This window comes from Streptomyces sp. NPDC048392 (genome assembly GCF_043200575.1).
GTDB lineage: Bacteria > Actinomycetota > Actinomycetes > Streptomycetales > Streptomycetaceae > Streptomyces.
Genome location: NZ_JBICYB010000020.1, coordinates 47,624 through 73,609 on the forward strand (window position 1 = coordinate 47,624; position 25,986 = coordinate 73,609).

23 protein-coding genes and 2 pseudogenes are annotated in these 25,986 nt (G+C 71.2%); 8 read left to right on the forward strand and 17 right to left on the reverse strand.

Annotated features, from left to right (window positions below; genetic code table 11):
- Positions 1-3: 3 nt before the first annotated feature.
- The 7 genes from ACGFYH_RS24510 to ACGFYH_RS24540 all read right to left on the reverse strand — a co-directional run bounded on the left by ACGFYH_RS24510 (position 4) and on the right by ACGFYH_RS24540 (position 9,613).
- Positions 4-1,524: a Wzz/FepE/Etk N-terminal domain-containing protein gene (locus ACGFYH_RS24510; protein ID WP_393805306.1), complete on the reverse strand. Its 1,521-nt coding sequence runs from the start codon at positions 1,522-1,524 to the stop codon at positions 4-6.
- On the reverse strand, positions 1,521-2,888 hold the full coding sequence (locus tag ACGFYH_RS24515; protein ID WP_393805307.1) for a Wzz/FepE/Etk N-terminal domain-containing protein: 1,368 nt from the start codon (positions 2,886-2,888) through the stop codon (positions 1,521-1,523). The genes ACGFYH_RS24510 and ACGFYH_RS24515 overlap by 4 nt, the downstream gene beginning before the upstream one ends.
- Entirely contained in the window at positions 2,885-4,165 is a 1,281-nt protein-coding gene (locus ACGFYH_RS24520; protein ID WP_393805308.1) for a glycosyltransferase family 4 protein, read from the reverse strand. The genes ACGFYH_RS24515 and ACGFYH_RS24520 overlap by 4 nt, the downstream gene beginning before the upstream one ends.
- The gene (locus ACGFYH_RS24525; RefSeq protein WP_393805309.1) at positions 4,155-5,471 is read right to left on the reverse strand and encodes a nucleotide sugar dehydrogenase; all 1,317 of its coding nucleotides are present in this window, start codon (positions 5,469-5,471) and stop codon (positions 4,155-4,157) included. The genes ACGFYH_RS24520 and ACGFYH_RS24525 overlap by 11 nt, the downstream gene beginning before the upstream one ends.
- 70 nt (positions 5,472-5,541) lie before the next feature.
- Positions 5,542-7,017 carry a sugar transferase gene (locus ACGFYH_RS24530; protein ID WP_393805310.1) on the reverse strand — a complete coding sequence of 492 codons (1,476 nt, stop codon included), beginning with the start codon at positions 7,015-7,017 and terminating at the stop codon, positions 5,542-5,544.
- 635 nt (positions 7,018-7,652) lie between these two features.
- Positions 7,653-8,048, reverse strand: a complete 396-nt coding sequence (locus tag ACGFYH_RS24535) for an ankyrin repeat domain-containing protein (protein ID WP_393805311.1) — start codon at positions 8,046-8,048, stop codon at positions 7,653-7,655.
- Positions 8,049-8,149: 101 nt separating this feature from the next.
- A complete protein-coding gene (locus ACGFYH_RS24540; RefSeq protein WP_393805312.1) occupies positions 8,150-9,613 on the reverse strand; it encodes a catalase in 1,464 nt (487 codons plus the stop codon).
- 200 nt (positions 9,614-9,813) lie between these two features.
- Here ACGFYH_RS24540 and ACGFYH_RS24545 point away from each other — a divergent pair, with 200 nt between their 5' ends.
- The 3 genes from ACGFYH_RS24545 (at position 9,814) to ACGFYH_RS24555 (ending at position 12,125) form a co-directional block, all read left to right on the forward strand.
- Positions 9,814-10,227, forward strand: coding sequence for a Fur family transcriptional regulator (locus ACGFYH_RS24545; RefSeq protein ID WP_393805313.1), 414 nt, complete (start codon positions 9,814-9,816; stop codon positions 10,225-10,227).
- A gap of 272 nt (positions 10,228-10,499) precedes the next feature.
- A complete protein-coding gene (locus tag ACGFYH_RS24550; protein ID WP_393805314.1) occupies positions 10,500-11,465 on the forward strand; it encodes a YihY/virulence factor BrkB family protein in 966 nt (321 codons plus the stop codon).
- 126 nt (positions 11,466-11,591) lie between these two features.
- Positions 11,592-12,125, forward strand: coding sequence for a hypothetical protein (locus tag ACGFYH_RS24555; RefSeq protein WP_393805315.1), 534 nt, complete (start codon positions 11,592-11,594; stop codon positions 12,123-12,125).
- A gap of 73 nt (positions 12,126-12,198) precedes the next feature.
- Here the strand turns inward: ACGFYH_RS24555 and ACGFYH_RS24560 are convergent, their stop codons facing one another.
- The 5 genes from ACGFYH_RS24560 to ACGFYH_RS24580 all read right to left on the reverse strand — a co-directional run bounded on the left by ACGFYH_RS24560 (position 12,199) and on the right by ACGFYH_RS24580 (position 15,568).
- Entirely contained in the window at positions 12,199-12,630 is a 432-nt protein-coding gene (locus tag ACGFYH_RS24560; RefSeq protein WP_393805316.1) for an ATP-binding protein, read from the reverse strand.
- Between the two features lie 180 nt (positions 12,631-12,810).
- A complete protein-coding gene (locus ACGFYH_RS24565) occupies positions 12,811-13,167 on the reverse strand; it encodes an STAS domain-containing protein (protein WP_393805317.1) in 357 nt (118 codons plus the stop codon).
- Positions 13,164-14,426 carry a PP2C family protein-serine/threonine phosphatase gene (locus ACGFYH_RS24570; protein ID WP_393805318.1) on the reverse strand — a complete coding sequence of 421 codons (1,263 nt, stop codon included), beginning with the start codon at positions 14,424-14,426 and terminating at the stop codon, positions 13,164-13,166. The genes ACGFYH_RS24565 and ACGFYH_RS24570 overlap by 4 nt, the downstream gene beginning before the upstream one ends.
- Positions 14,423-15,097, reverse strand: a complete 675-nt coding sequence (locus ACGFYH_RS24575; protein ID WP_393805319.1) for an alpha/beta fold hydrolase — start codon at positions 15,095-15,097, stop codon at positions 14,423-14,425. The genes ACGFYH_RS24570 and ACGFYH_RS24575 overlap by 4 nt, the downstream gene beginning before the upstream one ends.
- A 102-nt stretch (positions 15,098-15,199) precedes the next feature.
- Positions 15,200-15,568 carry an STAS domain-containing protein gene (locus ACGFYH_RS24580; protein ID WP_393805320.1) on the reverse strand — a complete coding sequence of 123 codons (369 nt, stop codon included), beginning with the start codon at positions 15,566-15,568 and terminating at the stop codon, positions 15,200-15,202.
- Positions 15,569-15,709: 141 nt separating this feature from the next.
- On the opposite strand from ACGFYH_RS24580, the gene ACGFYH_RS24585 reads away from it, so the two are divergent.
- The 4 genes from ACGFYH_RS24585 (at position 15,710) to ACGFYH_RS24600 (ending at position 19,715) form a co-directional block, all read left to right on the forward strand.
- Complete coding sequence (locus ACGFYH_RS24585; RefSeq protein WP_393805321.1) at positions 15,710-16,201, forward strand: ATP-binding protein; 492 nt, start codon at positions 15,710-15,712, stop codon at positions 16,199-16,201.
- Positions 16,202-16,415: 214 nt separating this feature from the next.
- On the forward strand, positions 16,416-17,657 hold the full coding sequence (locus ACGFYH_RS24590; protein WP_393805322.1) for a PP2C family protein-serine/threonine phosphatase: 1,242 nt from the start codon (positions 16,416-16,418) through the stop codon (positions 17,655-17,657).
- A gap of 70 nt (positions 17,658-17,727) precedes the next feature.
- Positions 17,728-19,272 (forward strand): CHASE3 domain-containing protein, encoded by a 1,545-nt coding sequence (locus ACGFYH_RS24595; protein ID WP_393805374.1) that lies wholly within the window; start codon positions 17,728-17,730, stop codon positions 19,270-19,272.
- Positions 19,269-19,715, forward strand: a complete 447-nt coding sequence (locus tag ACGFYH_RS24600) for a response regulator (RefSeq protein WP_393805323.1) — start codon at positions 19,269-19,271, stop codon at positions 19,713-19,715. The genes ACGFYH_RS24595 and ACGFYH_RS24600 overlap by 4 nt, the downstream gene beginning before the upstream one ends.
- Before the next feature lie 90 nt (positions 19,716-19,805).
- On the opposite strand, the pseudogene ACGFYH_RS24605 reads toward ACGFYH_RS24600, so the two are convergent.
- A pseudogene (locus tag ACGFYH_RS24605) lies at positions 19,806-20,647 on the reverse strand (aminoglycoside phosphotransferase family protein).
- Positions 20,648-20,910: 263 nt separating this feature from the next.
- Entirely contained in the window at positions 20,911-21,405 is a 495-nt protein-coding gene (locus tag ACGFYH_RS24610; RefSeq protein WP_393805324.1) for a MarR family winged helix-turn-helix transcriptional regulator, read from the reverse strand.
- Positions 21,406-21,486: 81 nt separating this feature from the next.
- Between ACGFYH_RS24610 and ACGFYH_RS24615 the strand changes: the two genes are divergently transcribed.
- Positions 21,487-21,855 (forward strand): VOC family protein, encoded by a 369-nt coding sequence (locus ACGFYH_RS24615; RefSeq protein ID WP_393805325.1) that lies wholly within the window; start codon positions 21,487-21,489, stop codon positions 21,853-21,855.
- Positions 21,856-21,989: 134 nt separating this feature from the next.
- Here ACGFYH_RS24615 and ACGFYH_RS24620 read toward each other — a convergent pair.
- From ACGFYH_RS24620 to ACGFYH_RS24630, 3 genes and pseudogenes are all read right to left on the reverse strand, one after another.
- Positions 21,990-22,121: pseudogene (locus ACGFYH_RS24620) on the reverse strand (RICIN domain-containing protein); the annotation flags it as partial.
- A gap of 62 nt (positions 22,122-22,183) precedes the next feature.
- Entirely contained in the window at positions 22,184-24,460 is a 2,277-nt protein-coding gene (locus tag ACGFYH_RS24625; RefSeq protein WP_393805326.1) for an RICIN domain-containing protein, read from the reverse strand.
- Positions 24,461-24,517: 57 nt separating this feature from the next.
- A complete protein-coding gene (locus tag ACGFYH_RS24630; RefSeq protein ID WP_393805375.1) occupies positions 24,518-25,906 on the reverse strand; it encodes a lectin in 1,389 nt (462 codons plus the stop codon).
- Positions 25,907-25,986: the final 80 nt, after the last annotated feature.

Sequence of the window (25,986 nt, forward strand, 5' to 3'; positions counted from 1 at the left end):
GTGCTACCGCGCCTCCTGATCGCTGTCCGGCACCCGTGCGGCCGGCATCCACGGCCGCTCCGCCCGGACCCGGCTCTTCCCGTTGTGCCGGCTCGGCCGCTCGTCGTGGCCGCGCAGTGCGGTGCGCGGCCCGTCCCACAGCGTGCCGTCGGTCCGGTCACGCGGATCGGGGTCGATCAGCACCACGCCGAGCACCGCGATGCGCTGGTCCGCGAGCTGTCGCGCCACGGTGTGCAGCCACGCGGTGGTGCCGTGCCCGGCGCGCACGACGAGCACGGTACGGCCGCCGAGGTGCCGGAGGTCGATCCACGCCGTGCCGGGCGCGACCGAGCCGACGCCGACCCGGCGCACCCCGGGCGGCTCGGCCGCGGCGTCCTCGGCGCTGAGCACGGCCGGACCTCCGGGCTTCCGGCGGCCGCGGGCCAGCTCCGGGCCGGGCAGACCGTCGACGACGACCACCGGCCCGTCCGAGGCCAGTGCCCCGGCGACGTCCAGCGCGATCAGGCTGGTGCCGCGCGCACAGCCCAGTTCCAGCAGCGACACCGGTTCGGCGGAGCCGCGCACGGCGCGGGCCAGGGTCCCGGTGAGCCGTTCGCGTGCGGCCCGGCTCCGCCAGGGGCCGCCCGACCGGCGGGGCACCCGGCGCAGTTCCGCGACGACGGAGGCGCCCAGATTCGCCGCGATCTCCCGGCGCAGCACGGGCCGGTCCGCGACCACCGCGCCGACCGCGGCCAGCGAGAGCCCGAGGACGAGCCCGAGAGCGAGGCCGATCGCGGCGTCGGTGCCGACGGCCCGGGGCAGGGAGTGCCGCACGGCGTGCGGGGCGTCCACGATCCGCGTGCCGGACACGACCTCGGGCGTGCCCGTGCGCGCCTCCGCCGCGCGCTGGTCGAACTCGGCGATCCGCGAGTCCAGCTCGGCCCGGCGCGCGAAGAGCGACTCCATGCTCGCCGACGCCTTCGGGTCGCTGTCCGGCGACCGGTCACCGATCGCCTTGTTGACCTCGGCGAGCTCGTCGCGCATGCGGTCACGCTGGTCGAGCAGGGAGTCCGCCTCGGCCTCCGCGGCCTCCCGCATCCGTCGCACATGGTCCGAGACGAACGCCTCGGCCAGTGCCCTGGCCCGGGCCACCGCCTCCGCCTCGCTGTCGCCCGTCACGTCGATCCGCAGCAGGTTGTTGGTCAGGCCGGTGCCCCGGTAGTCCCGCATGAAGTCCTCCGGGTCCTCCCGGGAGCCGAGGGACCCGAGGGCCTTGACGGCGATCCGCGTGGTGTCCAGCAGCTCGACGTCGGTGCGGATCAGCGTTCCGGTGTCGTTCGGCTGGTCGCCCTTGTGCGCGACCAGCACCTTGGCGACCGCGGCCGGCGGTGGCGGCAGCAGCACCGCCACCGCCGCGCCGGCCAGCAGGCCCAGCAGGGCCAGGGAACCCCAGAGACGGCGGCGTCTGCGCACCGCCACCACCAGCGACTGCAGGTCGAGGAGCGGAACGGAGGCCGACGACTGTGAAGTCTCGCTCGTCGTCACGCGGAACCTCCCGTCGCGTGGTCGGGAACCGCGGCCGCCGCAGTGGCCTTCCGCGGAGATCGTCCGGCAGACCGCGTCGGCCGGTCCCGGACCGCTTCGGCGACGACGACGCCGACGACCTGGTGCCCGCCGTCCGCGCAGGCCCCGGCGATGGCGGCGAGCTCCTCCGCGGTCCGGCTGCCCGTACTGAGCACGACCAGGGCACCGTTCTCGGTGCCGCGGTCCGGCACCATCGGCCGGGACACCGGGATGTCCACGACCCGCAGCAGCGCGTCGCCCCCGGCCTCGGCGGCGAGCCGTTCGGCGGCCCGGCGTGCGGTCCCGTCGCCGTCCGGTACGACGACGAGCAGTCGCCGGGGGGCCGGCAGCCGGTCCCGGAGGCGGGCGCACGCCCGCCGGTAGCGGATCCGCCGTCCGGTCTCGTCGCCGGACGCCTGCGGACTCGGGAGGTCCCACCGGGTGTCGACGCCCAGCAGCCGGCGGGCCCGGGCCCGCGCGCCGCGGACTTCGGGCCGCGCCGCGGGACGTTCCTCGGATACGTCGACGGCACCCAGCAGCGCCGAGCCCAGGGCCGCGGCGATCTCCGCTTCGGAGCGCAGCCGCCGGTTCACCCGTGCGGCGGCGAGATGGCCGACGACCGCGAGTACGAAGAACAGCAGCGCCCCGCCGACGACGAGCTGCATCCTCGTCGGCGGCGCCTGACCGGTCGGCCGGGCCGCCGGGCCCATGACGACCATGCCGGCCTGGTTGTTCGCCGGGTCGGCCTCGTCCAGCTTCTGCATGGCCTCCTGCAGTGCGGTGCGCAGCTTCTCCAGTTCGGTGCGGCCCTGCACGCTCTCGACGGTCCGCCCGGGATCGGCCGCGTCGGCCAGGTCGGTGATGCGACGGTTGGTCCGCGTCACCTGCTGCCGCAGTGCCTCGGGACCCGCCGCCGTGTCGGGATCGGTGCCACCGCCCGCGACCCGGGCCGCGAACGTGACGAACTGCTGCGCCACTTCGTCGGAGAGCCGCTGTGCGCGTTCCGGGCTGTCGGCCGTGCCCGAGATCTTGATGATGTTCCCGTCGGCGGCCTCGGCGCCCACCCGCTCGCGCAGCTCGCTGTCGCTGACCCCGCTCCAGCGCAGCGTGTCGGCCGCGCGGTCGACCACCGCGGAACTGGTCGCTATCTCCACCTGGGTCAGCAGTTCGCGCTCCTCCCACTGCCCCGGCAGCAGGACCGATGCCGACGCCGTGTACCGCGGTGGGAACAGCACCGAGGCGCCGTAGCCGACGAGGGCGCCGACCACCGCGAGGACGGCGAGGAACCGCCGACGCCGCCGGAGAATCCGCCCGATCGTGACCAGGCGTATCGTGTCGTCGCTCAACGGCGCGGCCTCCTCCCCGCTCTGACCGGGCCCCTCGCCGACGCCGGTGTGTGGTCACGGCAGGCGGCGGCGTAGGCGGCGAGCAGTGACGCTTGCGAGTTCCGCCAGGAAAGCTGCCCGTTGATCCGCTCCTGGCCGATCCGGCCCATCCGGGCCCGCTGCTCCGGATCGTCCAGCAGCTGCGCGACGAGCCCAGCGAACGCGGCCTCGTCGTTGGCGGGCGCGTAGACGGCGGCGTCACCGGCGGAGACCCGCGCCTCCCGGAGGTCGAAGGAGACGATCGGCCGGCCCATCGCCATGTACTCGAGGACCTTGTTCATGGTCGACACGTCGTTGAGCGGGTTGCGGGGGTCGGGGGAGAGGCACACGTCCGCGGTGGACAGGTGGCGTACCAGGTCGGCGTCCGGGACGCGTCCGGTGAACCGCACCTGCTTCTCCAGCCCGAGCGTCCGGGACAGCTCCACCATCGCGTCATGGGCGTCGCCGGAACCGATGAACACCGCGTGCCAGTCCGTCCGCCCGAGTTCGTCGCGCAGCTTCGCCAGGGCCCGCAGGGCGTAGTCCACACCGTCCTGAGGGCCCATGACGCCCAGGTAGCACAGGAGATGAGGCTTGCCCTGCTTCAACTCCGGTTCGGGCGGCACCGGCTGGAACCGGTCGGTGGCGGGCGCGCTGCGCACCACGAAGACATCCGCCGGACGCCGGCCGCCACGGCGTATCGCGACGTCCCGGTAGCTCTCGTTCGTGGCGAGCACGACGTCCGCGGCCCGGTAGGTCATCCGTTCCAGCGCGCACACGCCGCGGTAGAGCAGGTCCTTGCCGCGGCCGAACCGGGAGAGGTACAGCTCGGGTATCAGGTCGTGCTGGTCGAAGACGAACCGCGCGCCACTCCGCTTCAGCCACAGTGCGGGCAGGAACAGCAGGTCGGGCGGGTTGCAGGCGTGGACGACGTCGACCGGGCCCACCTTGCGGGCCAGCCGGGCCGTGTGCCACAACGCCGCGCCGTACTCCCGCAGATAGCCGGCCGGCCCTCCGGTGGCCGCGCGCAACGGGTAGCGGTGGATCCGCACCCCGTCGATCACCGCCTCCGGCTCCGAGTCACGCTTGCCGCCCCGGGGACAGATGACGTGCACCTCCCAGCCCGCGTCGCGCAGCGTCGTGCACTCCTGCCACACCCGCCGGTCGAAGGGCACCGACAGGTTCTCCACCAGGATCAGCGCACGCCGGCCCGGCCGCTCACCGTCGGCTGTGTCACTGAACGACGCGTCACCAGGCAAGGCCCACGTACCCCGGTTCGGCCCGGCGCGCGTCCGCGTCGGGAAGGTGGATGAGGTCGATCAGCATCGGGCCGTCGCCGTGCGGCAGCGCCGCCAGCACGGCCGGGTCCCTGGTCCCGACCAGGCACACCTCGGCGTGCTCCAACACCTCGTCGACGGAGTCCGCGAGCAGTTGCGCGAGGTGCGGCAGCCGGGTCTCGACGTACTCGCGGTTGGCGCCGAGGAGCCGGGACAGGCTCACGTTGGCATCGTGGATCCGCAGGTCGTAACCCTTGCCGAAGAGCCTCTCCGCCAGCTCGACGAGGGGGCTCTCGCGGAGGTCGTCGGTGCCGGGTTTGAAGGACAGGCCGAACAGCCCCACCCGGCGCTTCCCGGTGCGCTCGACCAGCTCCACCGCGCGCTGCAGATGGGCGGAGTTGGAGGGCAGCACATGGGCGAGGATGGGCACCGACACGTCGGCCCGCTGCGCCGCGTGGACCAGGCTGCGCAGGTCCTTGGGCAGGCAGGAGCCACCGAAGGCGAAGCCGGGCCGCAGGTAGGCGGGGCTGATGTTGAGCTTGCGGTCGGCCAGGAAGACGTCGATCACCTGGTGCGAGTCCACACCTAGCGCCTGGCACACCGCGCCCAGCTCGTTCGCGAAGCCGATCTTCAGGCCGTGGAACGCGTTGTCCGCGTACTTGATCGCCTCGGCCGTCGAGACCGGCACCCGGAACACCTCACCGGGCAGGCTGTCGTACAGCGCCAGCACCGCGTCGCCGCTCGCGGGGCCGAGTTCGCCGATCACGGTCTTGGGCGGGTCGAAGAAGTCCCGCACGCTCGTCCCCTCGCGCAGGAACTCCGGGTTGACCGCGACCCCGAAGTCCACCCCGGCCGTGCCGCCGACGTACTTCTCCAGGATCGGGACCAGCAGGTCCAGGCAGGTACCCGGGAGCATGGTGCTGCGGAACACCACGGTGTGCCGCCCATCCCGCTCGGCCAGCGCGGCGCCGATCTCCTCGGTGACCCGTTCCAAGTAGGTGGTGCACAGGCTGCCGTTGGGCTCCGACGGCGTGCCCACGCAGACCAGCGACACCTCGCTGGCCATGATCGCCTCGCGGACGTCACCGGTGGCGCGCAGGGCTCCGGTCGCCACCACCTCGGCGATCAGCTCGCCGATCCGCTCCTCGACCACCGGGGCCTTGCCGTCGTTGACCAGGTCGACCTTCACCTGGTTGACGTCCACCCCGATGACCTCGTGCCCCATGCCGGCCAGGCACGCGGCCGACACACAGCCCACGTATCCGAGGCCGAAAACGCTGACCCTCATGACCCGTTCCTCCCCCCAGGCAGGCCCTGGCGGCCTGCGGTCCGCGCGCCGGTCCGACGACCGTCGCGCATCAGTAGGCCCCCTGCCCGTGGACCACCGCGCGCAGCGTCTTCCACAGGATCACCGTGTCCAGGGCGAGCGACCAGTCCTCCACGTACCGCAGGTCGAGCCGGACCGCCTCGTCCCACGGCAGGTCGCTGCGTCCACTGATCTGCCACAGGCCGGTGAGTCCCGGCTTGACCAGCAGCCGCCGCCGGATGTCCGGGCCGTACGCCGCGGACTCCTCCGGCAGCGGCGGCCGCGGACCGACGAGCGACATCGATCCGGTGAGCACGTTGAACAGCTGCGGGAGCTCGTCGACGGAATACCGGCGCAGAACCGCTCCCACCCGGGTCACCCGCGGATCCTGGCGGAGCTTGAACAGCAGCCCCGCGCCCTCGTTGCGGTCGGCCAGCGCGGCCCGCGCCCCGTCGGCCCCGGCGACCATGGTGCGGAACTTGAGGATGGTGAACTCGCGGCCGTCCTTGCCGACCCGGCGCTGGCGGTAGAACGCCCCACCCCGGCTGTCCACCAGGACGAGCAGTGCGACGAGCGCCATCAGCGGGGCGAACACCGTCAGCAGGACCGCCGCGCCCATCCGGTCGACGACCGCCTTGACCGCCCGGCGCCCCCCGGTGAAGGCCGGCATACTGACCCGCAGCAGCGGGATCCCGAGCACCGCGTCGACGTGCAGCCGGGGACCGGCCACCTCCATCAGTACGGGCGCCACGACCATCTCGGCGTCGCTGCCTTCGAGGTTCCAGGCCAGCCGCTGCAGCCGGTGCGGTGACCAGTGCGGGTCCGGTGTGACCGCGACGACCCGGTAGCCGTCGCGGCTGACGTGGTCGGCGACGTCCGTCAGCGGGCCGACTATCGGCACTCCGTCCAGTTCGTCACCGTCGAGCCCGGGAGCATCCGTGCACACCGCGTCCACCCGCCAGCCGAGGTGCGGGAATCTTCGGGTCCGGGTGATCAGATCGCGCACGGTGGCCGGGCTCCCGGCAGCGAGCACCGGTCTCAGGCACCGCCCTTCCTTGCGCTGTCTGTGCAGTCGCAGACGCAGCAGATACCGCGTGATCATGGTGACGATCGCGATCGCGGGGACGGCTACGAAGATCCAGAGTTTGATGTTGCGCGAGGTGAGGGCGATTCCGCCGAGCGCCAGTACGACGGTCGCCATGAACAGCGAGCGTCCGAGCCGGCGGAATTCCTCGGCGCCCTGGCCGAGTACCGCCGGGGACCACGACCGGCTCACCGCGAGCGCTCCCAGCACCAGGAGTTCGGTGCCGAATGCGAGAATGCCCCATTTCTCGTGCCAGTTGGCCGCGTCCCGGACCCCGAAGAAATTGCCGATCCCCGCCACCACGAAAGCGGTGGTCACGGTATCGCCGGTGATCACGGTACGGCGGTACCGCTGTTCCCAGTCGACCGCGGGCCGGCTGACAGCCCCGTCCGCCACGTGCCCGCGCGTCGACGGAAACGGGCTGACCAATCCCCCTTGCCGCACAGAACCCCCCAGGTCCCCAGTGGTTCGACGTGTTCGCCTAGCACTGTTCCTCCCCTGCGGAAGGCCCCCGCCTCCCGCGCCGCGCTGTCCCTCTCCCGTGCGAGGCCCCCGCCTTCGCGCACACGATGATCGGGCTGTTTCGCGGCTTCGCAATGCCGGATGCTCCCCGCACCCGAGTCCCCCTCACGCGCTCCAGGAATTGATCACCCCCACCGTCCTGCGCCGGAACGCGGCTGCCGGCTTTTCCCAGTGCCGGACCAGAAGATCATTAGTGATCGCCTCGTGCCCGCACCGCTGAAGCACGGTCAATCTAGACCATCGGGACGGGTATGTAGAGGGGATGTGTCTAATTCGTGGTCAACCTTTGAGAGTTGATCCATCAGGTGAAGAACCGCCCAACGACGGCTTCACGCCACCGGCCCCCGAACCGCCCGAGGTGATTGCCCCGGACACCCCGTCACGAGCGTTTTCGTGCCCATGGTTCAGGCCACGTGCGGCCGGAGGCCGAAATCCCCCGCGCCGGGATCGACGAGGTCGCGGTTGCGCTCGGCCCACCCGCCCGGGGAGCAGCCGATCCTGCCGGCGCCGTACAGCACGAACGGCGGGCTGCGGCCGGAGCACGGGACGCCGTCGGATCAGCTGGCGAGCAGATGCTCCCGGCCGAACGCGGACGCGGCGGCCCGCGCGCTCGGCGTACCGGCGTCCAGATCCGCGCCGGCGTCGCGCAGTACGGTCACCACGTCGTCGGCACCCTTGAACAGAGCACCGGCGATGGGGGACTGGTCACGGTCGTTGCGGAGATCCGCGTCGGCGCCGAGCCCGACCAGGGTCCGCACGGTGTCGGCATGACCGTGGTAGGCGGCGAGCATGAGGAGGGTGTTGCCCGCCGGATCGCGTACGTCCACGGGCAGCCCGTGCTCCACGAACTCCGCCAACTGCTCGGTGCCGCCCTCGCGGGCCAGGTCCATGGCGATGGCCACCACCCGCTCCGTCTGCTCAGCCGTCAGTCCACCGCTGTTCTGCATGCACATGAGAGTCTCCGTGGCGGTACGCCCGCGCCCGCCCCTGCGTGGGCGCATCACATGCGCACGCCGGGCACGGCGCGGGCGTACCGTGTGTCTTCCCGGCCGGGTCAGAGCTTGCCGGCGGCCAGGGCCTCGATCGCCTTGCGGACGCCTTCGCCGTAGGCCGGGTCGGCCTGGGAGCAGTTGCCGATGTGCCGCTCGACGGTCTGCTCGGAGGCGCCGTTGATGGCGCGTGCGGTGTTCTCGAAGAGGACCTTCCGCTGCTCGGGGCTCATGAGCCGGAACAGGTTGCCGGGCTGCTCGAAGTAGTTGTCGTCGTCCTCGCGGTAGTCGAACCGGTCGGCGAAGGCACCCACGGCCTGGCGCGGTTCGCGGTAGGCGGGCTGTTCCTGCCAGCGCCCGTAGGAGTTGGGCTCGATGCCCGGAGCGGCCCCCTGGTTGCCGTCGACGCGCATGCCGCCGTCGCGGTGGTAGGAGTTCACCGGGTTCTTCGGGGCGTTGACGGGGATCTGGTGGTGGTTGACGCCGAGGCGGTAGCGCTGGGCGTCGCCGTAGGAGAAGAGCCGGCCCTGCAGCATCCTGTCGGGGGAGAAGCCGATGCCCGGGACCACGTTGGCCGGGGTGAAGGCGGCCTGCTCGACGTCCGCGAAGTAGTTCGCGGGGTTGCGGTTGAGTTCCCACTCGCCGACCTCGATCAGCGGGTAGTCCTTCTTGGACCAGACCTTGGTGAGGTCGAAGGGGTGGAAGCGGTAGTTCTCCGCGTCGGCCTCCGGCATGACCTGGATGAACAGCTTCCACTTGGGGAAGTCGCCGCTCTCGATCGCGTCGAAGAGGTCGCGCTGGTGCGACTCGCGGTCCTTGCCGACAAGGGCCTCGGCCTCCGCGTCGGTGAGGTTCTTGACGCCCTGCTGGGTGCGGTGGTGGAACTTGACCCAGAACCGCTCGCCCTCGGCGTTGACCAGGCTGTAGGTGTGCGAGCCGAAGCCGTGCATGTGCCGGTACGAGGCCGGGATGCCGCGCTCGGACATCACGATCGTGACCTGGTGCAGGGCCTCGGGAAGGTTGGTCCAGAAGTCCCAGTTGTTCTCCGGGCTGCGGAGGTTGGTGCGCGGGTCGCGCTTCACCGCGTGGTTGAGGTCCGGGAACTTCAGCGGATCGCGGAAGAAGAACACCGGGGTGTTGTTCCCGACCAGGTCCCAGTTGCCCTCGTCCGTGTAGAACTTCAGGGCGAAACCGCGGATGTCGCGCTCGGCGTCGGCTGCGCCGCGCTCACCCGCCACCGTGGAGAACCGGGCGAACAGTGAAGTCTGCTTGCCGACCTCGGAGAAGATCTTCGCACTCGTGTACCGCGTGATGTCGTGCGTCACCGTGAACGTGCCGAACGCGCCCGAGCCCTTGGCGTGCATCCGGCGCTCCGGAATGACCTCGCGGTCGAAGTGGGCCAGCTTCTCGAGGAACCACACGTCCTGCAGGAGCATCGGGCCGCGCGGGCCGGCCGTCATGGAGTTCTGGTTGTCGGGAACCGGTGCACCGGCAACCGTCGTCAGCGGCTTCTGGTTGTTCTCAGGCAAGGCTTGCTCCTCGTGATTCTGCGTGCGCTCAAGGCCTGGCGGCCCCGGTCGGCCGGCGGTCCGGTCGGCCGGCGGTCCGGGGGCGGGAGGACCCCGCGCACGTCTGCCGCCACCCTACATTGGACGCGGTCTAAGGCAAGGTGTCATCTAGATGCATATCGGCTCTTGAGTTGGCATCAGTTCCTGTTAGGGTGTCGCGCATGAGTGATCTCCTGGACCGCCTTCGCGAACGCGGCTGGCGCCTCACCGCGCAGCGGCGCGTGATCGCCGAGGTCCTCGACGGAGAGCACGTTCACCTGACCGCCGACGAGGTGCACGCCCGCGCCGCGGACCGACTGCCCGAGATCTCCCGGGCGACCGTCTACAACACCCTGCGCGAACTCGTGCACCGGGGCGAGGTCGTCGAGGTTTCGACCGACGGCCGCGCCAAGCGCTACGACCCGAACGCGCATCGCCCCCACCATCACCTGCTGTGCTCCCGCTGCGGTTCGATCCGCGACGTGCGCCCGACGGGCGACCCTCTCGCCGACCTCCCGCCGTCCCGGTCCTTCGGCTTCACGGTCTCCGAAGTCGAAGTGACGTACCGCGGTATCTGCCCGGACTGCGCCGCCTGACGTCACCGGAGGCGCCGAGGCTCGGCTCCGTGTGCTCGGGCGCCCTGTCGCAGCGGACCGGACCGACCGACCGGCCCGCTGCGCTGAAGGTCCTCGCCGACGACCCACCCGGCCCCCACCCGGTACACCGACTGGCTCGCCTGACCCGCTCGTACTCCTCGCAGCTCCCTCCGGTCCGGGACCGTCCGGCCCCCGGACGCAGGAGACGTGCACAGAAGGGCGTCGGCGGGGCATCCGCACAGGGCAGGAGTGGTTCGACACGAGGGGGCGCGGTGGGCACCGCTGTGCACGTCCCGCAGACCAGGGACATGATCGGAGAGGAACTTTCCGGCGACGAGGCGTACACCGCTCTGCGCCGGTACGGCGGGCTGCGGTTGCTGACCGACTCCGTCGCGCGGTTCCGTTACGCGGACGGGTTCACCAACGCGCGGGCGCTGGCGTTCCAGGTGGTGCTGGGACTGGTCCCGTGTCTGGTGGCGCTGGTCGGGCTGGCGACGTCGGTCCACACGGAAGGGGTGGGCCGGGTCATCGAACTGACGCTGAGCCGGATCGTACCCGGGGCCAGCGAAGGGGTGGTGGGGGAGGTGTTCGACTCCACCCGGCGTACCGGGGACGGTGACGTGTGGGGCGCGCTCGCTCTGTGGCTGGGCCTGGGCTTCGCGTTGCTGAATCTCGCCTCCGCCATGGGTCAGATCGAACGCGGCGCCAATCGGATCTACGGCATCGAACGGGACCGCCCGCCGCTGCGCAAGTACGGACGCGCGCTGGTGCTCGCCTTCGCCGCCGGTCTGCCCCTGGTGCTGGGGTTCGTCGTCCTCGTCGCGGGTGAGGCCGTGGGGGAGGCCGTGGCGGACTTCTCCGGCGGACGGCACGGCGGGCCGCTGTGGTGGGACGTGCTGGACGTGCCGGTGGGCCTCGCGCTGGCGTGGGTGGCCTCGGCGGTGATCTTCCGGTGGTCACCGAGGCGGGTCCAACCGGGTTACACATGGCTGGCCTTCGGCTCGGCGGTGCATCTGATCCTGTGGGTGTCGGCCACCGGCCTGCTGGCCCTGTATGTCGAGCGGAGCGGTGCTTTCGGCGCCGTGTACGGGCCGCTGACCGCGTTCATCGCTCTGTTGTTGTGGGCGAATCTCACGGCCGTCGCCCTCTTCCTCGGTATCGCGTTCGCCGCCCAGCTGGAAGCGGCCAGGGCCGGCGTCGCCCGCGTCGTCCGGCCGGATCCCGGGCCGGGCGGGTGAGCGGCGCGGCGCGGGTGATCCTCCAGCGCGGTCCCGGGTAGGCGCACGCGCGTGGCGTCGTGCCTCCCGACGCCCCACGGGTGAGCATGGGGTGACCGACTCCTCCTCTCGCACCGAGGCGATGCGATGTCCGACCGCGCCCACCCCGCCCACGCCGAGAACGCCACGCCGAGGGGAATGCTGCGGCACCGGCCGGAGCGGTGGCTGTTCAGGGGAATCTACGGTCTGGTGCTGGCCAGTGCCCTGGTGGCCGCGCTGGACGTTCCGGGCGAGGGAGCCAATCCCGGTCAGGACGCGCTGTGGGTACTTCTCACCGCGCTGACGTCGGGCGCCGCCCACGGGTACGCGCATGTCATCGCCCAGCGCGCGTCCGTCGGCGGCACGGCAGGACCGGGCAGGCTGCGGGCGGTACTCGCCGAGTGGCCGCTGGTCGCCGCGGTGCTGCCGACCGTGGCGATGCTGCTTGCCGCGATGGCCGGGTGGTGGGCAGAGGACACGGCTGCGGACACGGCCCTGCTGTTCAACACCGTCTCCCTCTTCGGCCTGGGTGTCTCAGCGGCGCGCGCCGCCGGGCTCGGCCGGCTGTCGGCGTGCCGCGCCGGGTTCCTGGACATGCTGATCGGCCTGGTGATCATCCTCGCGGATGCGCTGATCGAGTAGCAGGAAGGGCGTGCTGCGCCCGGAGGATGCCGGTGTGGCCGTCCCGCGCGGGCCCGGACGATCGCCGCCTGTCTTAGGTCCGCTTACCGCCGTGCTCAGTCGTGGCTGGCGGCCGGAAGCAGGCGACGACGGTCTTGCCGTAGGGGCAGGGGCGGGCTTCCCAGCTGTCGGCGAGGGCCTCGACGAGCAGCATGCCCCGCCCGCCGACCTGGTCGGTGCTTGGGGGCCGGGGTGCGGGCAGGTCGGTGGAGGCGTCATGGACGGCGACGTGCAGGCAGCGCGTGTCCCACGTCATCACCAGCTGTGCGCTGCTGTGGGCGTGGACATGGGCGTTGGTGACCAGTTCCGAAACGGTCAGCAGCACCGCGTCCACCGTCTGGGGAGCGCTGACGGTCCAGCCGAGTGTGCGCAGGCGTTCGCGTGACCAGTCCCGTGCCGTCTTCACATCGCTGTTCATCGGCAGGGACCGAGCCCAGCCCACCGCCCTGACCGATGATTTGTCCACTGTGGTCGTCCTTCCTCGGCTTGGCCTCGTTGAGCCCCGTTTACCCGCTGGCGCGGAATTGACGCTGCGGCTGCGGAGCGGGGCGGGGGCTGCGGGGCGGGGCGGGGCGCACAGCGTCGAGGCCGACAGGCCGGGACTGTCTACGCCGTACGGGGGGAGTGCGTCCGGACGGCGTGCCTCTCAGGCGCCGAGCGGTTTCCAGGCGTCCGCGGCGGCCTGGGCCGTGGGGTGGGTGGGGAAGACCTTGTCGAGCCCGACGATACGGAGGATCCGGTGGAGACGGTCCGGGACAGCGGCCAGGGCGAGGTCCGCGTGGGCCTGAAGGGTCAGGTTGCGGGCGGCGATCAGTACGGTGATGCCGCTGGAGTCGCAGAAGGTGATTCCGGCGAGGTCGACGATGAGCTGCTGCCCCGCTTCCAGCGATGTGCGGGACAGATGATCGCGGACGTCGGGGGCGCTGTCGTGGTCGAGCTCACCCACCAGTTCGATGAGCGGTCCGCCCGGGACGCTGCGGGTGCGAACGGTCAGGTGGCTCACTGCTGCTCTTCACTGGTTCGCCGGGGCACGGTGATGGCCAGGACCGCGGTGTCGTCGTCCACGCCGGATCCCAGGGTGTCGAGCAGGCCGCTCAGGGCTTCGACGGCGGCGGATGCGGTGGCGGGGGCCAGGGCGCGGGCGAATTCCAGTAGTGCTTCGTCGCCGTAGCGTCCGCCCGACTGGTCGGTGCGGGCTTCGGTGAGTCCGTCGGTGTACAGGAGCAGGGTGTCGCCGGGGGAGAGGTGGACGGTGACGGTGGCGATGTGGGCGTCGGGCAGGACGCCGATGAGCTGACCGCCGGGGGTGGGGAGGTAGTCCGTGCTCCCGTCGGCACGCATCAGGAGTGCCGGCGGGTGTCCGCCACTGGCCAGTGTGATGCCGAAGCCGCCGTGGTCGTCGGTGGTGAGCAGACCGAAGACGACGGTGCAGAACCGCGGGTCGGTGCCGTTGTACTCGTGGTTGAGCACGGTGTTCAGGTTGCCCAGAACGGCGGCCGGGGCGGAATCGTAGACGGCGGCGGCGCGCAGCGTGTAGCGGGCCAGCGAGGTGACGGCGGCTGCGGCGGCACCCTTGCCGCACACGTCACCCAGGAACAGGCCCCAGGTGCCGTGGGTGAGAGGGAAGAGGTCGTAGAAGTCGCCGCCGACCCTGTCGAGGGAGGCGATGTGGTAGTGCGCTGCCACTTCCAGGCCGGGTACGTTCTCCAGCGCGGGCGGCACCAGGGTCTGTTGCAGTGTGGTGGCCAGACGCTGGATCCGTTCGCGCTCGCGGTCGGCTTCCTGCCGGGCACGCAGCAGCTCGGTCTCGTACGCGCGGCGTTCACGGGCGTCGAAGAGGGTGGTGCGGATCAGCAGCGGCTGCCCGTCGCTGCCGGTCTTGACGGTCGAGGTGGCCAGGACCGGCAGTCGGCTGCCGTCAGCCGTCTTCAGCTCGAGTGCGATCCCCCTGAGCTCTCCCTGCATGCGCAGGAGCGGCGCGTAGTGCGTCTCGTGGTAGAGCTTGCCACCGACGGTGAGCAGGTCGGCGAACCGCTTGCGTCCGACGACGTCCTCACGCCGGTAGCCGAGCCAGTCCAGCAAGGTCCGGTTGATCTTGGCGATGTCTCCGTCCAGCAGCGTCGAGAGGTAGCCGCACGGAGCGTTCTCGTACAGGTCCTCGACGCTGTCCTCCAGCAGGGCGGAGAACGGCACCCGGTCCTCGGCGGGCTCGCCGGTCGCATACGTGCCGGGTTCTCGGTCGTCGCCGGATCCGCACGTCACCGCCTCCCTCCCGAGGCGAAGGAGGCGGAGTAGCCGATCGCCGCGGCGGTCGGCTCCGGTGCGCTCAGCCGCGGGCAGTGCCCGGTCGGGGGCAGGGCGACCGGTTCGCTGCCGGGGACCCGCGCACGCACGAACGCGCCCACCTCCGGCGGAGCGATCAGATCGCGGGAGCTCTGTGCCACCGGCGCGGGCCCCGTGGCCCGGACGCGGCCGGCGCGGTTGCCGGACAGGAACGTGACGTGGGCGAAGACGCGGGCGATCATCCTCGGGGCGGTGCGGCAGAAGCCGCTGGTCGGCTCCTGCCCCGGCTCAGGCCGCACCCCGTCACCCACGGTGACCGGTGCCATCGCCACCGGCCGGCCCGGACAGTTCGCTTCCGGCGGTCCCAGCAGTGCCTCCATGTCCGCCGCACCGAACCCGCCCCGGTGCCCGGTCGCCAGATCGTCGTCCACGTGGCCGTCCCGGCTGGTGTGCCCGGCGTCGCTCCATGCCGACGGGCCCGAACGGCCGGCCCCGGCATGGACGGGCGTGAACACCTGGGAATCGCTCCGCGGGATCGGCACGGCCGGGCGCCAGATGTTCTGGTCGCAGCCGAAGCCGTGCGCCGGCGACAGCACCGGCCCGTCCTCCCGGCCGGTCACCGTGACGTGATTCCTGGTCCGTACGCCCATACGACCATCCTCACACTTCGCCCGTACCCACGCGTACCGTCATCGCTCCGGCGGTATTCGGTGGCAGGTGCGGCAGGCGGCTGGCCGGGTCTCGTGCGGTGTTCAGTCGCCGAGGGCCTGTTCGAGCGTGCTGTGGCAGTCGATGAACGTGTCGACACCGACGATGCCGATCGTGCGCTCCACGGCGTGGCGGGCCGCGGCCAGGCGCAACCAGCCTCCTGCCTCGGTGAGGGCGTTGTGCGCGGTGATGAGGACGTTGATGCCGCTGGAATCCATGAACGTGACCTGGTGGAGGTCGACCACGACGCGGGGCCCGGGGCCGCCTGTGGCGTCCAGGGCCCGGCGGAGCGTGTCACTGGTGTGGTGGTCGATCTCTCCGGCCAGGGTCACGACGCGGACGCCGTTGCTGTCGGTGGTGTGGGCCGACAGCTGTCCGGCGTGCTCGGTGCCCGTTGTCTCTGCGTCAGCCATGCCGGTGATCCTGGCACACGTGCGACCACGCGCGCAGCGCCGCCCGGCTTTGTCCGGCGCTTCGGTGTGGCGCACACAACAACAGGGCCGGGTGTGCCTCGCGGATATGGGGGTATGCGCCGTCGACGTGAGGGGGAACGAATGGCGGCCGTGAGGGAACCGGACCCGGTGGGGCAGGACGAGGCGGCATCGGACGACCGAGCCGTACGGACCAGCGTGGCGCTGGACGGTGACGGTGCCTGTATAGCCACGGCTCGTCACCTGGCCGCCAGATTCCTCATCCGGGCGCGGGCCGAGTACGGCGCGGCCGTCTCACAGCGTGCCATGGACCTGACCCAGCTGGTGGTCAGCGAGTTGGTCACCAACGCGCGCAAGTACGCTCCCGGGCCGGCTCTGATGGATCTCCGCCTCGGTGGCGACTCGGTGGAGGTCGCGGTGTGGGACTCCGATCCGGTGCTGCCGGTCGCTCGGGCCGCGGACGCCGGCCGGGTCGGACAGCACGGCCTGGAGATCGTGATGGCTGTCGCCCAGGGCTTCGAGGCGCGACGCGAACCGGTCGGCAAACGGATCACCGTCCGTATCGCCCTGGCCGACGATCCCGGCGACGCCGCTTTCGGGCGTCGCTCCGTGTAGCGCCTCGGCCGCCGCTCCGTGAGACGGGGGCGGTCCTCCGGCGTGACGCACGGCAGCCGCAGGATGTTGTGTACATTCTGCGAGGCGGGTGAGTCCGTCGCAGGGGTTGCGGTCCGAGGGGGCGCTCAGGTCCGTCACCCAGGGCACGACCAGTGGACAACGGGGCGGAAAGACGGAGGCAGGGGTGGCGGCGGCACAGACATGGGCTACCGGTGTGCCCTCACCAGCGGAGGATTCCGCCTCGGCGGCATGGCGATGGAGGGAGCCGTCGGTCCTCCTCATCGAGGACGACCCCGGCGATGCCCTGCTGGTCGAGGAACTCGTGGCCGACAGTGCGCTGCGGATGCGTTTGCGCTGGGTCCGGTCCATGGCCGAGGCACGTGAGGTGCTGGAGCATGAGGCGCCGGACTGCGTACTCCTCGATCTGCACCTGTCCGACGCGCGGGGCCTTGAGGCGGTGTCCATGGTGCACTCCCTGGCCGACCAGGTCGCCGTCGTCGTGCTCACGGGACTGGCCGAGGACGAGACCGGTCTCGCCGCTGTGGCGGCGGGTGCGCAGGACTACCTGGTCAAGGGCAGAGTCGAGCCGGAACTCTTCGTCAGGTCCGTGCGGTACGCGATACAGCGCAAGGAGGCCGAGCAGGCCGCGGCGGCCCTGCGGGCCAGCCAGATGCAGGCGCGGGAGAACGCCCGGCTGGAGCGCGGGCTGCTGCCCCGGCCGCTGCTGCACGGCACCGGGGTGGACGTCGTGGCCCGCTACCGGCCCGGACGCGCCCAGGCGCTGCTGGGCGGCGACTTCTACGACATCGTCGAGAGCGTCGACGGAACCGTGCACGCCGTCATCGGCGACGTCTCCGGCCACGGCCCCGACGAGGCGGCCCTCGGCGTGGCCCTGCGCATAGCCTGGCGCACGCTGGTGCTCAGCGGTGTCACCGGAGCCGAGCAACTGGCCCGGCTGGAGGAGATCCTCGTCGCCGAGCGAGCCCGCGTCGAGGTGTTCGCCACGCTGACGAGCCTCAGCCTCGCGCCCGGTGGACACCGCGTGCGGATGACCCGTGCCGGGCATCCGGGTCTGCTGCTGCGCACCGACGACGGAGAGGTGCGGTGGGTCGAGGTCGCCGGCGGGCCCGCCCTGGGTGTGGTGCCCGGCCTGGCCCGCTGGCCGGTGCAGGAACTGCCGCTGCCCGCGGGCGCGGCGCTGGTGCTCTTCACCGACGGACTCTTCGAGGGCTATGTGGGCCGCGGCAGGGAGCGGCTCGGTGAGGACGGCCTGTTCCTGCTCGCGAAGGAGGTGGCGCGACTGGCGCCGGACGCCTTCGTCGACGGGCTGATCCACCGGGCCGAGGCACTCGCCGAGAGTCAGGGCGGCCTGGACGACGACGTGGCCGTGCTGCATCTGCGCCGGAACGCGGCGGAAGCGGACGAGAACGAGGGTGGCGAAGAACGCAGTGGGTGACAGGACACGCAGGCCGTGGGGCATCGGCCGGCTGACGGTGCCGGGCTGGTTCCATCTGGTACTGGCCCTGATGGTCCTTTTCGTGGTGGTCGGATCGGTGGTCGGTGCCCGGGTGCAGGACCGGACCACGGAGGTCACCGATCAGCTGACCGACCGTGTCCAGCCCGCCCAGACCGAGGCATACCGGTTGCAGGCCGCCCTGGTCAATCAGGAGACCGGTGTGCGCGGCTACGCCATCGCCGCCGACCGGCAGTTCCTCGCCCCCTACGAGCAGGGCAGGAAGGACGAGGCCCGGGCAGCCGCCCGGCTGCGTGAGCTGATCGGCGACCAGCCCGCGCTGCTGGCGGACCTGGAGACGGTGCAGCGGCAGGCGGAGAGCTGGCGGCGCACCTACGCGCGCCCCCTCGTGGAGGGTGTGGACCCCGGTGAGCCCCGGACCGTGGACGAGACGACCGTGGCACGGGGCAAGGAGGTCTTCGACCGGATGCGCACCGGGTGGGCCAGGCAGAACGGCGATCTCGCGGGCGTCGTCGAGGACGGCAAGACGGAACTGGAGGACGCCCGGACGCTCCGCAACCTGACCTTCGGCGGCATGGTGGCGGCGTTCCTGCTGGCCGGCGTGGCCCTGGCGATCGTGGTACGTCTGCTGGTGGCCCGGCCCCTCCAAGCCCTGCGCGAGGCCTCGCGCAGGGTGGCACGGGGAGAGTTCGAGTACACCATCCCCGCCGAGGGCCCGGCGGACCTCACCGCGGTGGCGGGCGACGTCGAGGACATGCGGCAGAGGATCGTGGCCGAACTCGGGGCGTCCCGCAGGCAGCAGGACGCCCTGACCCGGCAGACCACCGACCTGGACGCCCAGGCCGTCGAACTGCGCCGCTCCAACGCCGAACTGGAACAGTTCGCCTACGTCGCCTCCCACGACCTCCAGGAGCCCCTGCGCAAGGTCGCCTCCTTCTGCCAGCTCCTGGAGAAGCGGTACAGCGACAAGCTCGACGACCGGGGCCGTCAGTACATCGACTTCGCCGTCGACGGCGCCAAGCGCATGCAGATCCTCATCAACGACCTGCTCACCTTCTCGCGTGTCGGGCGGTTGAACGACGCCCGTGTGGAGGTCGACCTCGACCAGGTGCTGTCCAAGGCGCTCGCCAACCTGGACACCGTCGTCACCGAGGCCGGGGCACAGGTCGAACGCCCCGAGCAGCTTCCCCGGGTCCTCGGAGACCCGACGCTGCTGGCCATGCTCTGGCAGAACCTGGTCGGCAACGCCGTCAAGTTCCGTCATCCCGACCGGGGCCCGCAGATCCGGATCACCTGCGACGGCGACCCGGACCACCCCGGCACCTGGCTGCTGTCCGTCACCGACAACGGCATCGGCATCCCGCACGAGTTCGCCGAGAAGGTCTTCGTCATCTTCCAGCGACTGCACAGCCGCGACTCGTACGGCGGCACGGGCATCGGTCTGGCCCTGTGCAAGAAGATCGTCGAACACCACGGCGGCCGCATCTGGATCGACACCGCCCGCACGGGCGGCACCCGCCTCTGCTTCACCCTGCCGTCCGGAGAGAACGACACGGACGGCACCGACTCCCGCACCGAGGAAAAGGCTCTGGCATGACGACACCCGCCACACCGATCGACGTCCTTCTCGTGGAGGACGACCCGGGCGACGAGCTGATGACCCGTGAGGCCTTCGAGGACAACAAGATCGGCAACACACTGCACGTGGTCCGGGACGGCGAGGAGGCGCTCGACTTCCTCTACCGCCGAGCCGGCCACACCGCCGCGCCCCGCCCGGACCTCATCCTCCTCGACCTCAACCTCCCCAAGTACGACGGGCGGCAGGTCCTGGAGAAGATCAAGTCCGACCCGGAGCTGAACGACATCCCGGTGGTCGTCCTCACCACCTCGGCGGCCGAGGAGGACATCCTGCGCAGCTACCGACTGCACGCGAACGCCTACGTCACCAAGCCGGTCGACCTGGACCAGTTCATCGCGGCGGTACGCCAGATCGACGACTTCTTCGTCCAGGTGGTACGCCTGCCCCGGCGCGGCCACTGAGACCAACCCGCTTCAGGCGCCCACCGCCGCTCCCTCCTCCCGCACCTGCCGGGGGAGTTGGACCCCGCCCGGGAGGCCCCTGCGCCGGCATCAGCCCGGTCCACAGCGATCAAGTGAGGCACGGACCCGGTCGAGCCCCTCCACTCTCCGGCGGTCACGGTCCGGCATCTGGTCGCCGCGACGCCAGCGCCAGGCCGAGAACATCGCCCAGTTCAGGGCGCGGCACCGGTGGATCAGGTCCTGATCGGCGCCCGCGCAGTGTCGTCCCACTTCCTCGGGCGCGTGGGCGAGGTCGAACTCCACCGGCCCACGGCAGCACGTGGCGAGGTCTACGAAGAGCGGCCCTTCTTCGTGCTGAGGAGGTTGCCCGGATGCGGCTCGCCGTGCAACAGCTGGTCGCCGCCCTTGTCGTAGATGCTCGCGGCACTCACCCGGCTGAGCGTGTCCCTCAGGAGTTCCCGGTCGGAGTCGGGCAGGTCGGGGGAGCGCTCCCGGTCGTCGACCTCTTCCAGTGCCCGGGCGACACGATCGGTGAAGTGCGGTGCGTCGAGTTCGATCTGCCGCAGGGCGGCATGGTGGCGCGTGAACGCGTCCGCGTAGGCGGCCGGCGCGATCTCCCGTTCCACAGGCTCGTAGTACGTCCAGAACGAGAGCGCGAAGGAATCACGCACGTGGACTCGGGGATCGATCCGGGGATCGAGCTCGGCCACGGGAGCCCCGGCCTCGGCGAGATGCCGGGCGACCTCCACCTCGAACCCGGAATCAGCCAGTTGTCCCGGGGGAGCGACCCGAACCAGAACGTCACAAGGGGTCAGGCGCAGTGCGAGACGGTCCGAGTTGTGGACGACGACTGCGCCGTTCACCTGAACCCCCAGCTCCGACGCGGTCGCCCGTCCTGCCTCGACCGCGCGGCGAAGTTCCGACGGCTCCATGTGGTCCTCCCTCGGTCTTGTGTACACCTGCCTTCCCCCGGTCAAGAGCATCTTGATCGTTTGAGCCGGCCTTCCGCCGACGAGGAGGAGGTGCTGATGTCGCCGCATGCGGCGTTGCTCACCCGCGCCCGTCGCTGACCGCCGGAGCCGGCCGCTCACCCACGAGCGGGACAACCCCTTGCGACGCGGTCCGGGGGTGACGGCATTGTCACGGGGTCGGCCGATCGCCGATCCGAGACCGGTGCCCGAGGAGAGCCGGTCGCTCAACGATCCTTGGGCGTGTCCTTCACCTCGGCAGTCCCGCCGAGTGCGTCGGCCATGGCGTCGAGGTCGGTCAGCAGTGCGGTGAGGCGGTCTGCGGGCACATGGGTGATCATGCGTTCCTCGATGGTGTAGACGGCGCTGCGGGCGGCGTGCAGGCGGTCCCGTCCGGCCGGGGTGAGGTGTACGGGCAGGGCGCGGCCGTGTTCCGCGGACGTCGGCCGGGTGACCAGACCGGCGTCCTCGAGGCCGCGCAGGACCACGTTGGCCGACTGCCGGGTGACGAAGGTGCCGCGGGCGAGATCGGCGTTGGACAGGCCGGGTTGCCGATCGAGGAGCTCCAGGCAGGAGTACTGGGGGACGGTCAGCTCGTGCTCGCGCAGCGCTGTGTCCATGGCGGTGCGCAAGGCGGCCGAGGCGCGCTTGAGGCGGTACCCCACGTGCTCGGTGACGTTCTGGGCGGGGTGCGGCAGGGGTACGGGTGTCCGATCTTCCATGTCAGTATTTTGACATGTGGGGCGGCGTGTGCCTACAGTCCCGTATGTCAAAGTACTGACATACCAGCCCCTGGAGGAACCATGACCGCCACCGTCGAGGGCCCCGATTTCATCGCTCTGCAGGTCACGGACGTGCCCGCCGCCGCGGCCTTCTTCGAGGAACACCTCGGCCTGCGCCGCGCCCCCGTCTCGCCGCCCCGTGCCGTGGTCTTCGCCACGACCCCGATCCCTTTCGCTGTCCGCGAGCCGCTTCCGGGCACCGACCTCACCGGCGGCTCCGTCCCGGGGCTGGGGGTGGCCCTGTGGCTGCGCACCGATGATGCCACCAAGCTGCACGCGCGGCTCGTCGCGGCGGGGGTCCAGGTCGAGGGCCCGGTGCAGGACAGTCCCTTCGGGCCGACGTTCACCTTCACCGGCCCCGAGGGCTACCGGCTCACCGTCCACGGATGACGCGCCCGGGCCGTCCGCAGGCCGTCCGGCCGCCCCTGCCCGGAGCCTGCTCGGGCAGGGAGCGGGCAGATCTCCGGGCGGGACGGCGGACCGTGGCGGCCCGGCCTGTCGGGACGGCACTGCCGTGACCGACGTCAGGCCTCGACGGTCAGGCGAAAGCTCTGGGCGGGAGAGCCGTCGCACGGACGTTGCACCAGATGCACACCGCTCGCGGAACTCCCGGCCGCACTCAGCCACTTGTCACTGTGGCGTGCCACGAAACGATGGTCGCCCGAAGCCTCGCGTACGGGTCACCACTGCTGGACCAACAGCCGTGCCGCGAGCCGCGTCACGGGTAGCTCACCAGGTTGGCGACGTTGGTGGACGAGTCGGACGGGCCGCCCCGGTCGTTGACGACGTGCCGGATGGTGCCGGTCCCGCCGAGGGAGACCGTCACCATGTTGCTGAAGCGCACGTTCGGGCTGTCGGGGACCTCGAAGGCGTGCTCGGCCGTGACGCCCGGATTCACGTTGAAGAAGCAGTAGCTCCCGAGGCCGTATGCCTCGTGGCTGGTGACGGAGTCCGCGACCTTGTAGGCGGCGTAGCCCTCGGTGGAGCCGTCCATCCAGGCGCCCTGGCTGGGCGGGTCGTAGGGCATCTCGTTCTGGTAGAAGTACGTCCGGCCGCCGTTGCCGTTCCACAGGGTCTGATGCTTCTGGTAGTGCTCGACGAACAAGCCGTACACGGTCACGTCGTCGCCATTGACGACGAGTCCGGTGTCGGCCGTGTTGCTGGTCCAGCCGACGCCGCTGCCGTGGTCGGCGCGCCAGATCCACATGTGGTCGCCGATGACGTCGTCGCTGTTGACGACAAGGCTGGTGGTCGCCTTGCCGACGGCGGCCCCGCCCACCCGGAAGTACACGTCGTGCAACGAGGTGGGGTCCGCCGAGTGGTCGGCGGCGGCACCGGTCGGGCCAACCTCCATGAGCGTACGCGAGTTGGTCGTTCCGGCGTCGAAGAGGACGCCCGCGACCTTCACCCCGTCGACGTCGGCGACGGTCATCGCCGTGACGCCGTTGTCCGGGACGAACGTGGCCAGGCCGAGACCGAGGACCACCGTGTCGGGGCGGGTCACGCGTAGCGTCTCGTCGAGGTGGTAGACGCCGGGGGTGACCAGGAGGTTCTTCCCCTCCGCCAGGGCGGCGTTGATCTGAGCCGCGGACGCGCCCGGCTTGACGACATGGAACTGGTCGATGCCGAGCGAGGTTCCGGCCGGGTTCCCGTTCGCCCAGCTGGTGGCCGAGGAGTTGTCGCGCAAGGAGGGGACGAACACCTTGTAGGCGCCCGAGCCGTCCACGTACAGGAAGGGCTTCTCCCGCACGGTGGGAGTCCGGTCGACGGTGGTGTAGGGCGGGTCGGGGAAGCTGGTGCCGGGCACTCCCTGGCTGCCGACGAAGACCATGTTCCAGTTCGATCCGGTCCAGCCGCCGAGCCGGGAGTTGCGGGTCAGCCACTGCTGCTGGGTGCCGGAGCGGACCTGGCCGTCGATCCTGGTGTCGGCCATGAAGCCGCCGCTCGACCACCCGCCGTCGCTGAGTTCCAGGTTGCCGCGCACGTGCATCCGCCGGTACGCGGACGCCTGGGAGACGGCCCACCGGTCGGTGCCGCCGGTCGGGTTGACGGAGAGGTTCTCGGCGCCGCGCCAGAAGTTCTGGGTGGCGTTCTGCGGCGGGAACCAGTCGGCTTCCACGTGCACGGCGCCGTTGATCGTCACCGAGTCGGGTGACTGACCGAGGCCGGCGACCTGGGTGTAGAAGCCGACGTTGACGTCGTTGTTGTACGTGCCCGGCTTGAACAGCACCGCGTAGCGCTGCGAGCCGAACTGGTTGGTCTCCTGCTGCCGGAAGATGGAGTCCAGCCGGCTCTGGATGGTGGACGACGGCATCGACGGGTCGAACACGGCCACGTTGGGGCCGAGGTCGACGTCTGCGGGCGCGGTGCTGACAGGCGTGACCCGGAAACGCTGGGCGGCCGTGCCGTTGCAGGCGTACTGGACCAGTTGGACGCCGTCGGCACTCGACGCGGAGGGGACGTCGAGACATTTGCCACTGTGCCGGTTGACGAAGCGGTACGCGCCTGCGCCCTCGTCGACGGCCTGCCACTGCTGGTTGTCACCACCGCCGTACGTCCACAGGTGCACGGCGGCGTTGTCCGCGGAGGACACGTTGCTCACGTCGACCACCTGCTGCGCGTCGTTGCGGCTGGCGATGCGCACGAAGCCGTCGCCGGTCGGTGTGAAGCTCCATTGCTGAGCGGTGCTGTTGTTGCAGGAGTACTGCTGCACCACGGTGCCGTTGGCGGTCCCGGCCGCCGCGGCGTCGAGGCATTTGCCGCTGCCGGTGTTCACCACGGTGGACCAGCCGGCGGGTAGGGCGGCGGCCACCGCCGGGGCGCCCGAGGGGGCACCGGCGTGGGGTGCGACGGCGGCCTGTGCCGGCTGCGCGGTGGTGAGGAGCGAGGCTGTGAGGACGGCGGCCGGGGCGATGGCGGTCCACGGGCGGGCGGCGCGGCGCACCGGGGGTCTGCGGGAGGCACCGTCGACGGGCGGGCGCGGGGGTCGGAACATCGTGTCTTCTCCTGTGAGGCCGGGGCGCTCGAGTGGGGGGAGGGGGAAGGGCGCGCGTCAGCCGTTGTACTGCGCGAGGACGCGGGTGAAGTCCCAGGGCTGTTGGGAGACGCCCGAGCAGGTGTCGGCCCCGCCTCCGGTGCACGGCCGGTCGCGGTTCACCGACCAGAAGGTCAGCCGCGCCAGGTGCCGCTGCCGGGCGTAGGCGAGGATGGTGCGGAAGTCGGCGACGGTCACCGTCTCGCCGTTGTCGGTGACGCCGTTCATCGAGGAGATCCCGGTGTGCCGGTAGGCCTGGTCGTCCGTGTATCCGTAGGCGTTCTGCACCGCTGTCTTGAGGCCCTCCGCGGCACGGACGGTGAGCCGGCCCATGTCCTGCCCGGCCCCGCCGAAGTTGAACGGCATGATCGTCCAGCTGTCGACGGTGAGGCCGGAGGCGGCGGCTTTGCCGATGAGGCTGTTGTCGGGGCCGTTCTGTCCGGTGCCGAAGGTCACGTACACCTTGAGGCCGGGGTTGTCGGCCTTGACGGTCCTCAGCGCGTCGACGGTGCGTTGCTGCACGGTCGGGCTGTCGTAGGCCGCGGCCTCGATGTCGATGTCGATGGCCTTGAGCCCGTAGGCGTTGATCACCTTCTGGTACGCGGCGGCCAGCTCCCCCGGACTGCCGCAGGAGCTCTCCAGCTTGTTGCCGCTCCAGCCTCCGAAGGACGGGATGACGTCGCCGCCTGCCGCGCGGACGGTGTTGACGGTCTGCTGGTCGACCCCTCCGGTCAGGGGGCGGCCGCCGTCCCACTGCGGGTTGCAGTAGCCGTTGCTCAGGACGAACGCGAGTGTGAACCACTTGACTCCGGTCGCGTTCATCACCGTGGTGGGGTTCGGCGGGCTGCCCCAGCCGTTGTAGAGGTACGGCGCGACGGCCATCGCCCCCGGCCCGGGTGTCGGCGGCTCGCCGGATCCGGCCGGCGCCGTCCACTTCTGGTTGGCGGCTCCGGTACACGTCCAGATCTGCAGCGGCGTGCCGTTGGCCGAGCTGTTGCCCGTCGCGTCCAAACACTTGTCGGCCTGGGGATTGACGATGTCTCCTGCGGCGGTGACGGTCCACCGCTGGGCGGCCGTGCCGTTGCACTCCCACAGCTGGGTACGGGTTCCGTCGGCGGTGGCTCCGGAGGCGACGTCCAGGCACTTGCCGAGTGCGCGGATCGTGCCGTCCGAGCCCCGGGTCCACTGCTGGGCGGCGGTGCCGTTGCAGTCGTAGAGCTGGACGGTCGTTCCGTCAGCCGTGGCGGCGCCTGCGACATCCACGCACTTGCCGCCGACACCGGTGATCTGCCCGGTGGCCGAAGCGGCGGCGTCGGCGGGGAAGGAGCCGATGCCCGCGAGTAGGGCGGCCGCAGCCGTGGTGCCCAGCACAGCACGCACCGTCGGGGTGCGCGGAGAGGTCGTGATCACGAGTCACTGTCCTGTTCTTCTGTCGTCGGAACCGGCACAGGACCTCTCGGACTTCTCCGTCGACGGACATGACGGAC

What these genes read in the sequence shown, in the direction of transcription:
- ACGFYH_RS24525 (WP_393805309.1), bottom strand. Translation starts at nt 5,471, where the DNA reads ATGAGGGTCAGCGTTTTCGGCCTCGGATACGTGGGCTGTGTGTCGGCC.
- ACGFYH_RS24535 (WP_393805311.1), bottom strand. Translation starts at nt 8,048, where the DNA reads ATGTGCATGCAGAACAGCGGTGGACTGACGGCTGAGCAGACGGAGCGG.
- ACGFYH_RS24545 (WP_393805313.1), top strand. Translation starts at nt 9,814, where the DNA reads ATGAGTGATCTCCTGGACCGCCTTCGCGAACGCGGCTGGCGCCTCACC.
- ACGFYH_RS24555 (WP_393805315.1), top strand. Translation starts at nt 11,592, where the DNA reads ATGTCCGACCGCGCCCACCCCGCCCACGCCGAGAACGCCACGCCGAGG.
- ACGFYH_RS24575 (WP_393805319.1), bottom strand. Translation starts at nt 15,097, where the DNA reads ATGGGCGTACGGACCAGGAATCACGTCACGGTGACCGGCCGGGAGGAC.
- ACGFYH_RS24580 (WP_393805320.1), bottom strand. Translation starts at nt 15,568, where the DNA reads ATGGCTGACGCAGAGACAACGGGCACCGAGCACGCCGGACAGCTGTCG.
- ACGFYH_RS24585 (WP_393805321.1), top strand. Translation starts at nt 15,710, where the DNA reads ATGGCGGCCGTGAGGGAACCGGACCCGGTGGGGCAGGACGAGGCGGCA.
- ACGFYH_RS24595 (WP_393805374.1), top strand. Translation starts at nt 17,728, where the DNA reads ATGGTCCTTTTCGTGGTGGTCGGATCGGTGGTCGGTGCCCGGGTGCAG.
- ACGFYH_RS24600 (WP_393805323.1), top strand. Translation starts at nt 19,269, where the DNA reads ATGACGACACCCGCCACACCGATCGACGTCCTTCTCGTGGAGGACGAC.
- ACGFYH_RS24610 (WP_393805324.1), bottom strand. Translation starts at nt 21,405, where the DNA reads ATGGAAGATCGGACACCCGTACCCCTGCCGCACCCCGCCCAGAACGTC.
- ACGFYH_RS24615 (WP_393805325.1), top strand. Translation starts at nt 21,487, where the DNA reads ATGACCGCCACCGTCGAGGGCCCCGATTTCATCGCTCTGCAGGTCACG.
- ACGFYH_RS24625 (WP_393805326.1), bottom strand. Translation starts at nt 24,460, where the DNA reads ATGTTCCGACCCCCGCGCCCGCCCGTCGACGGTGCCTCCCGCAGACCC.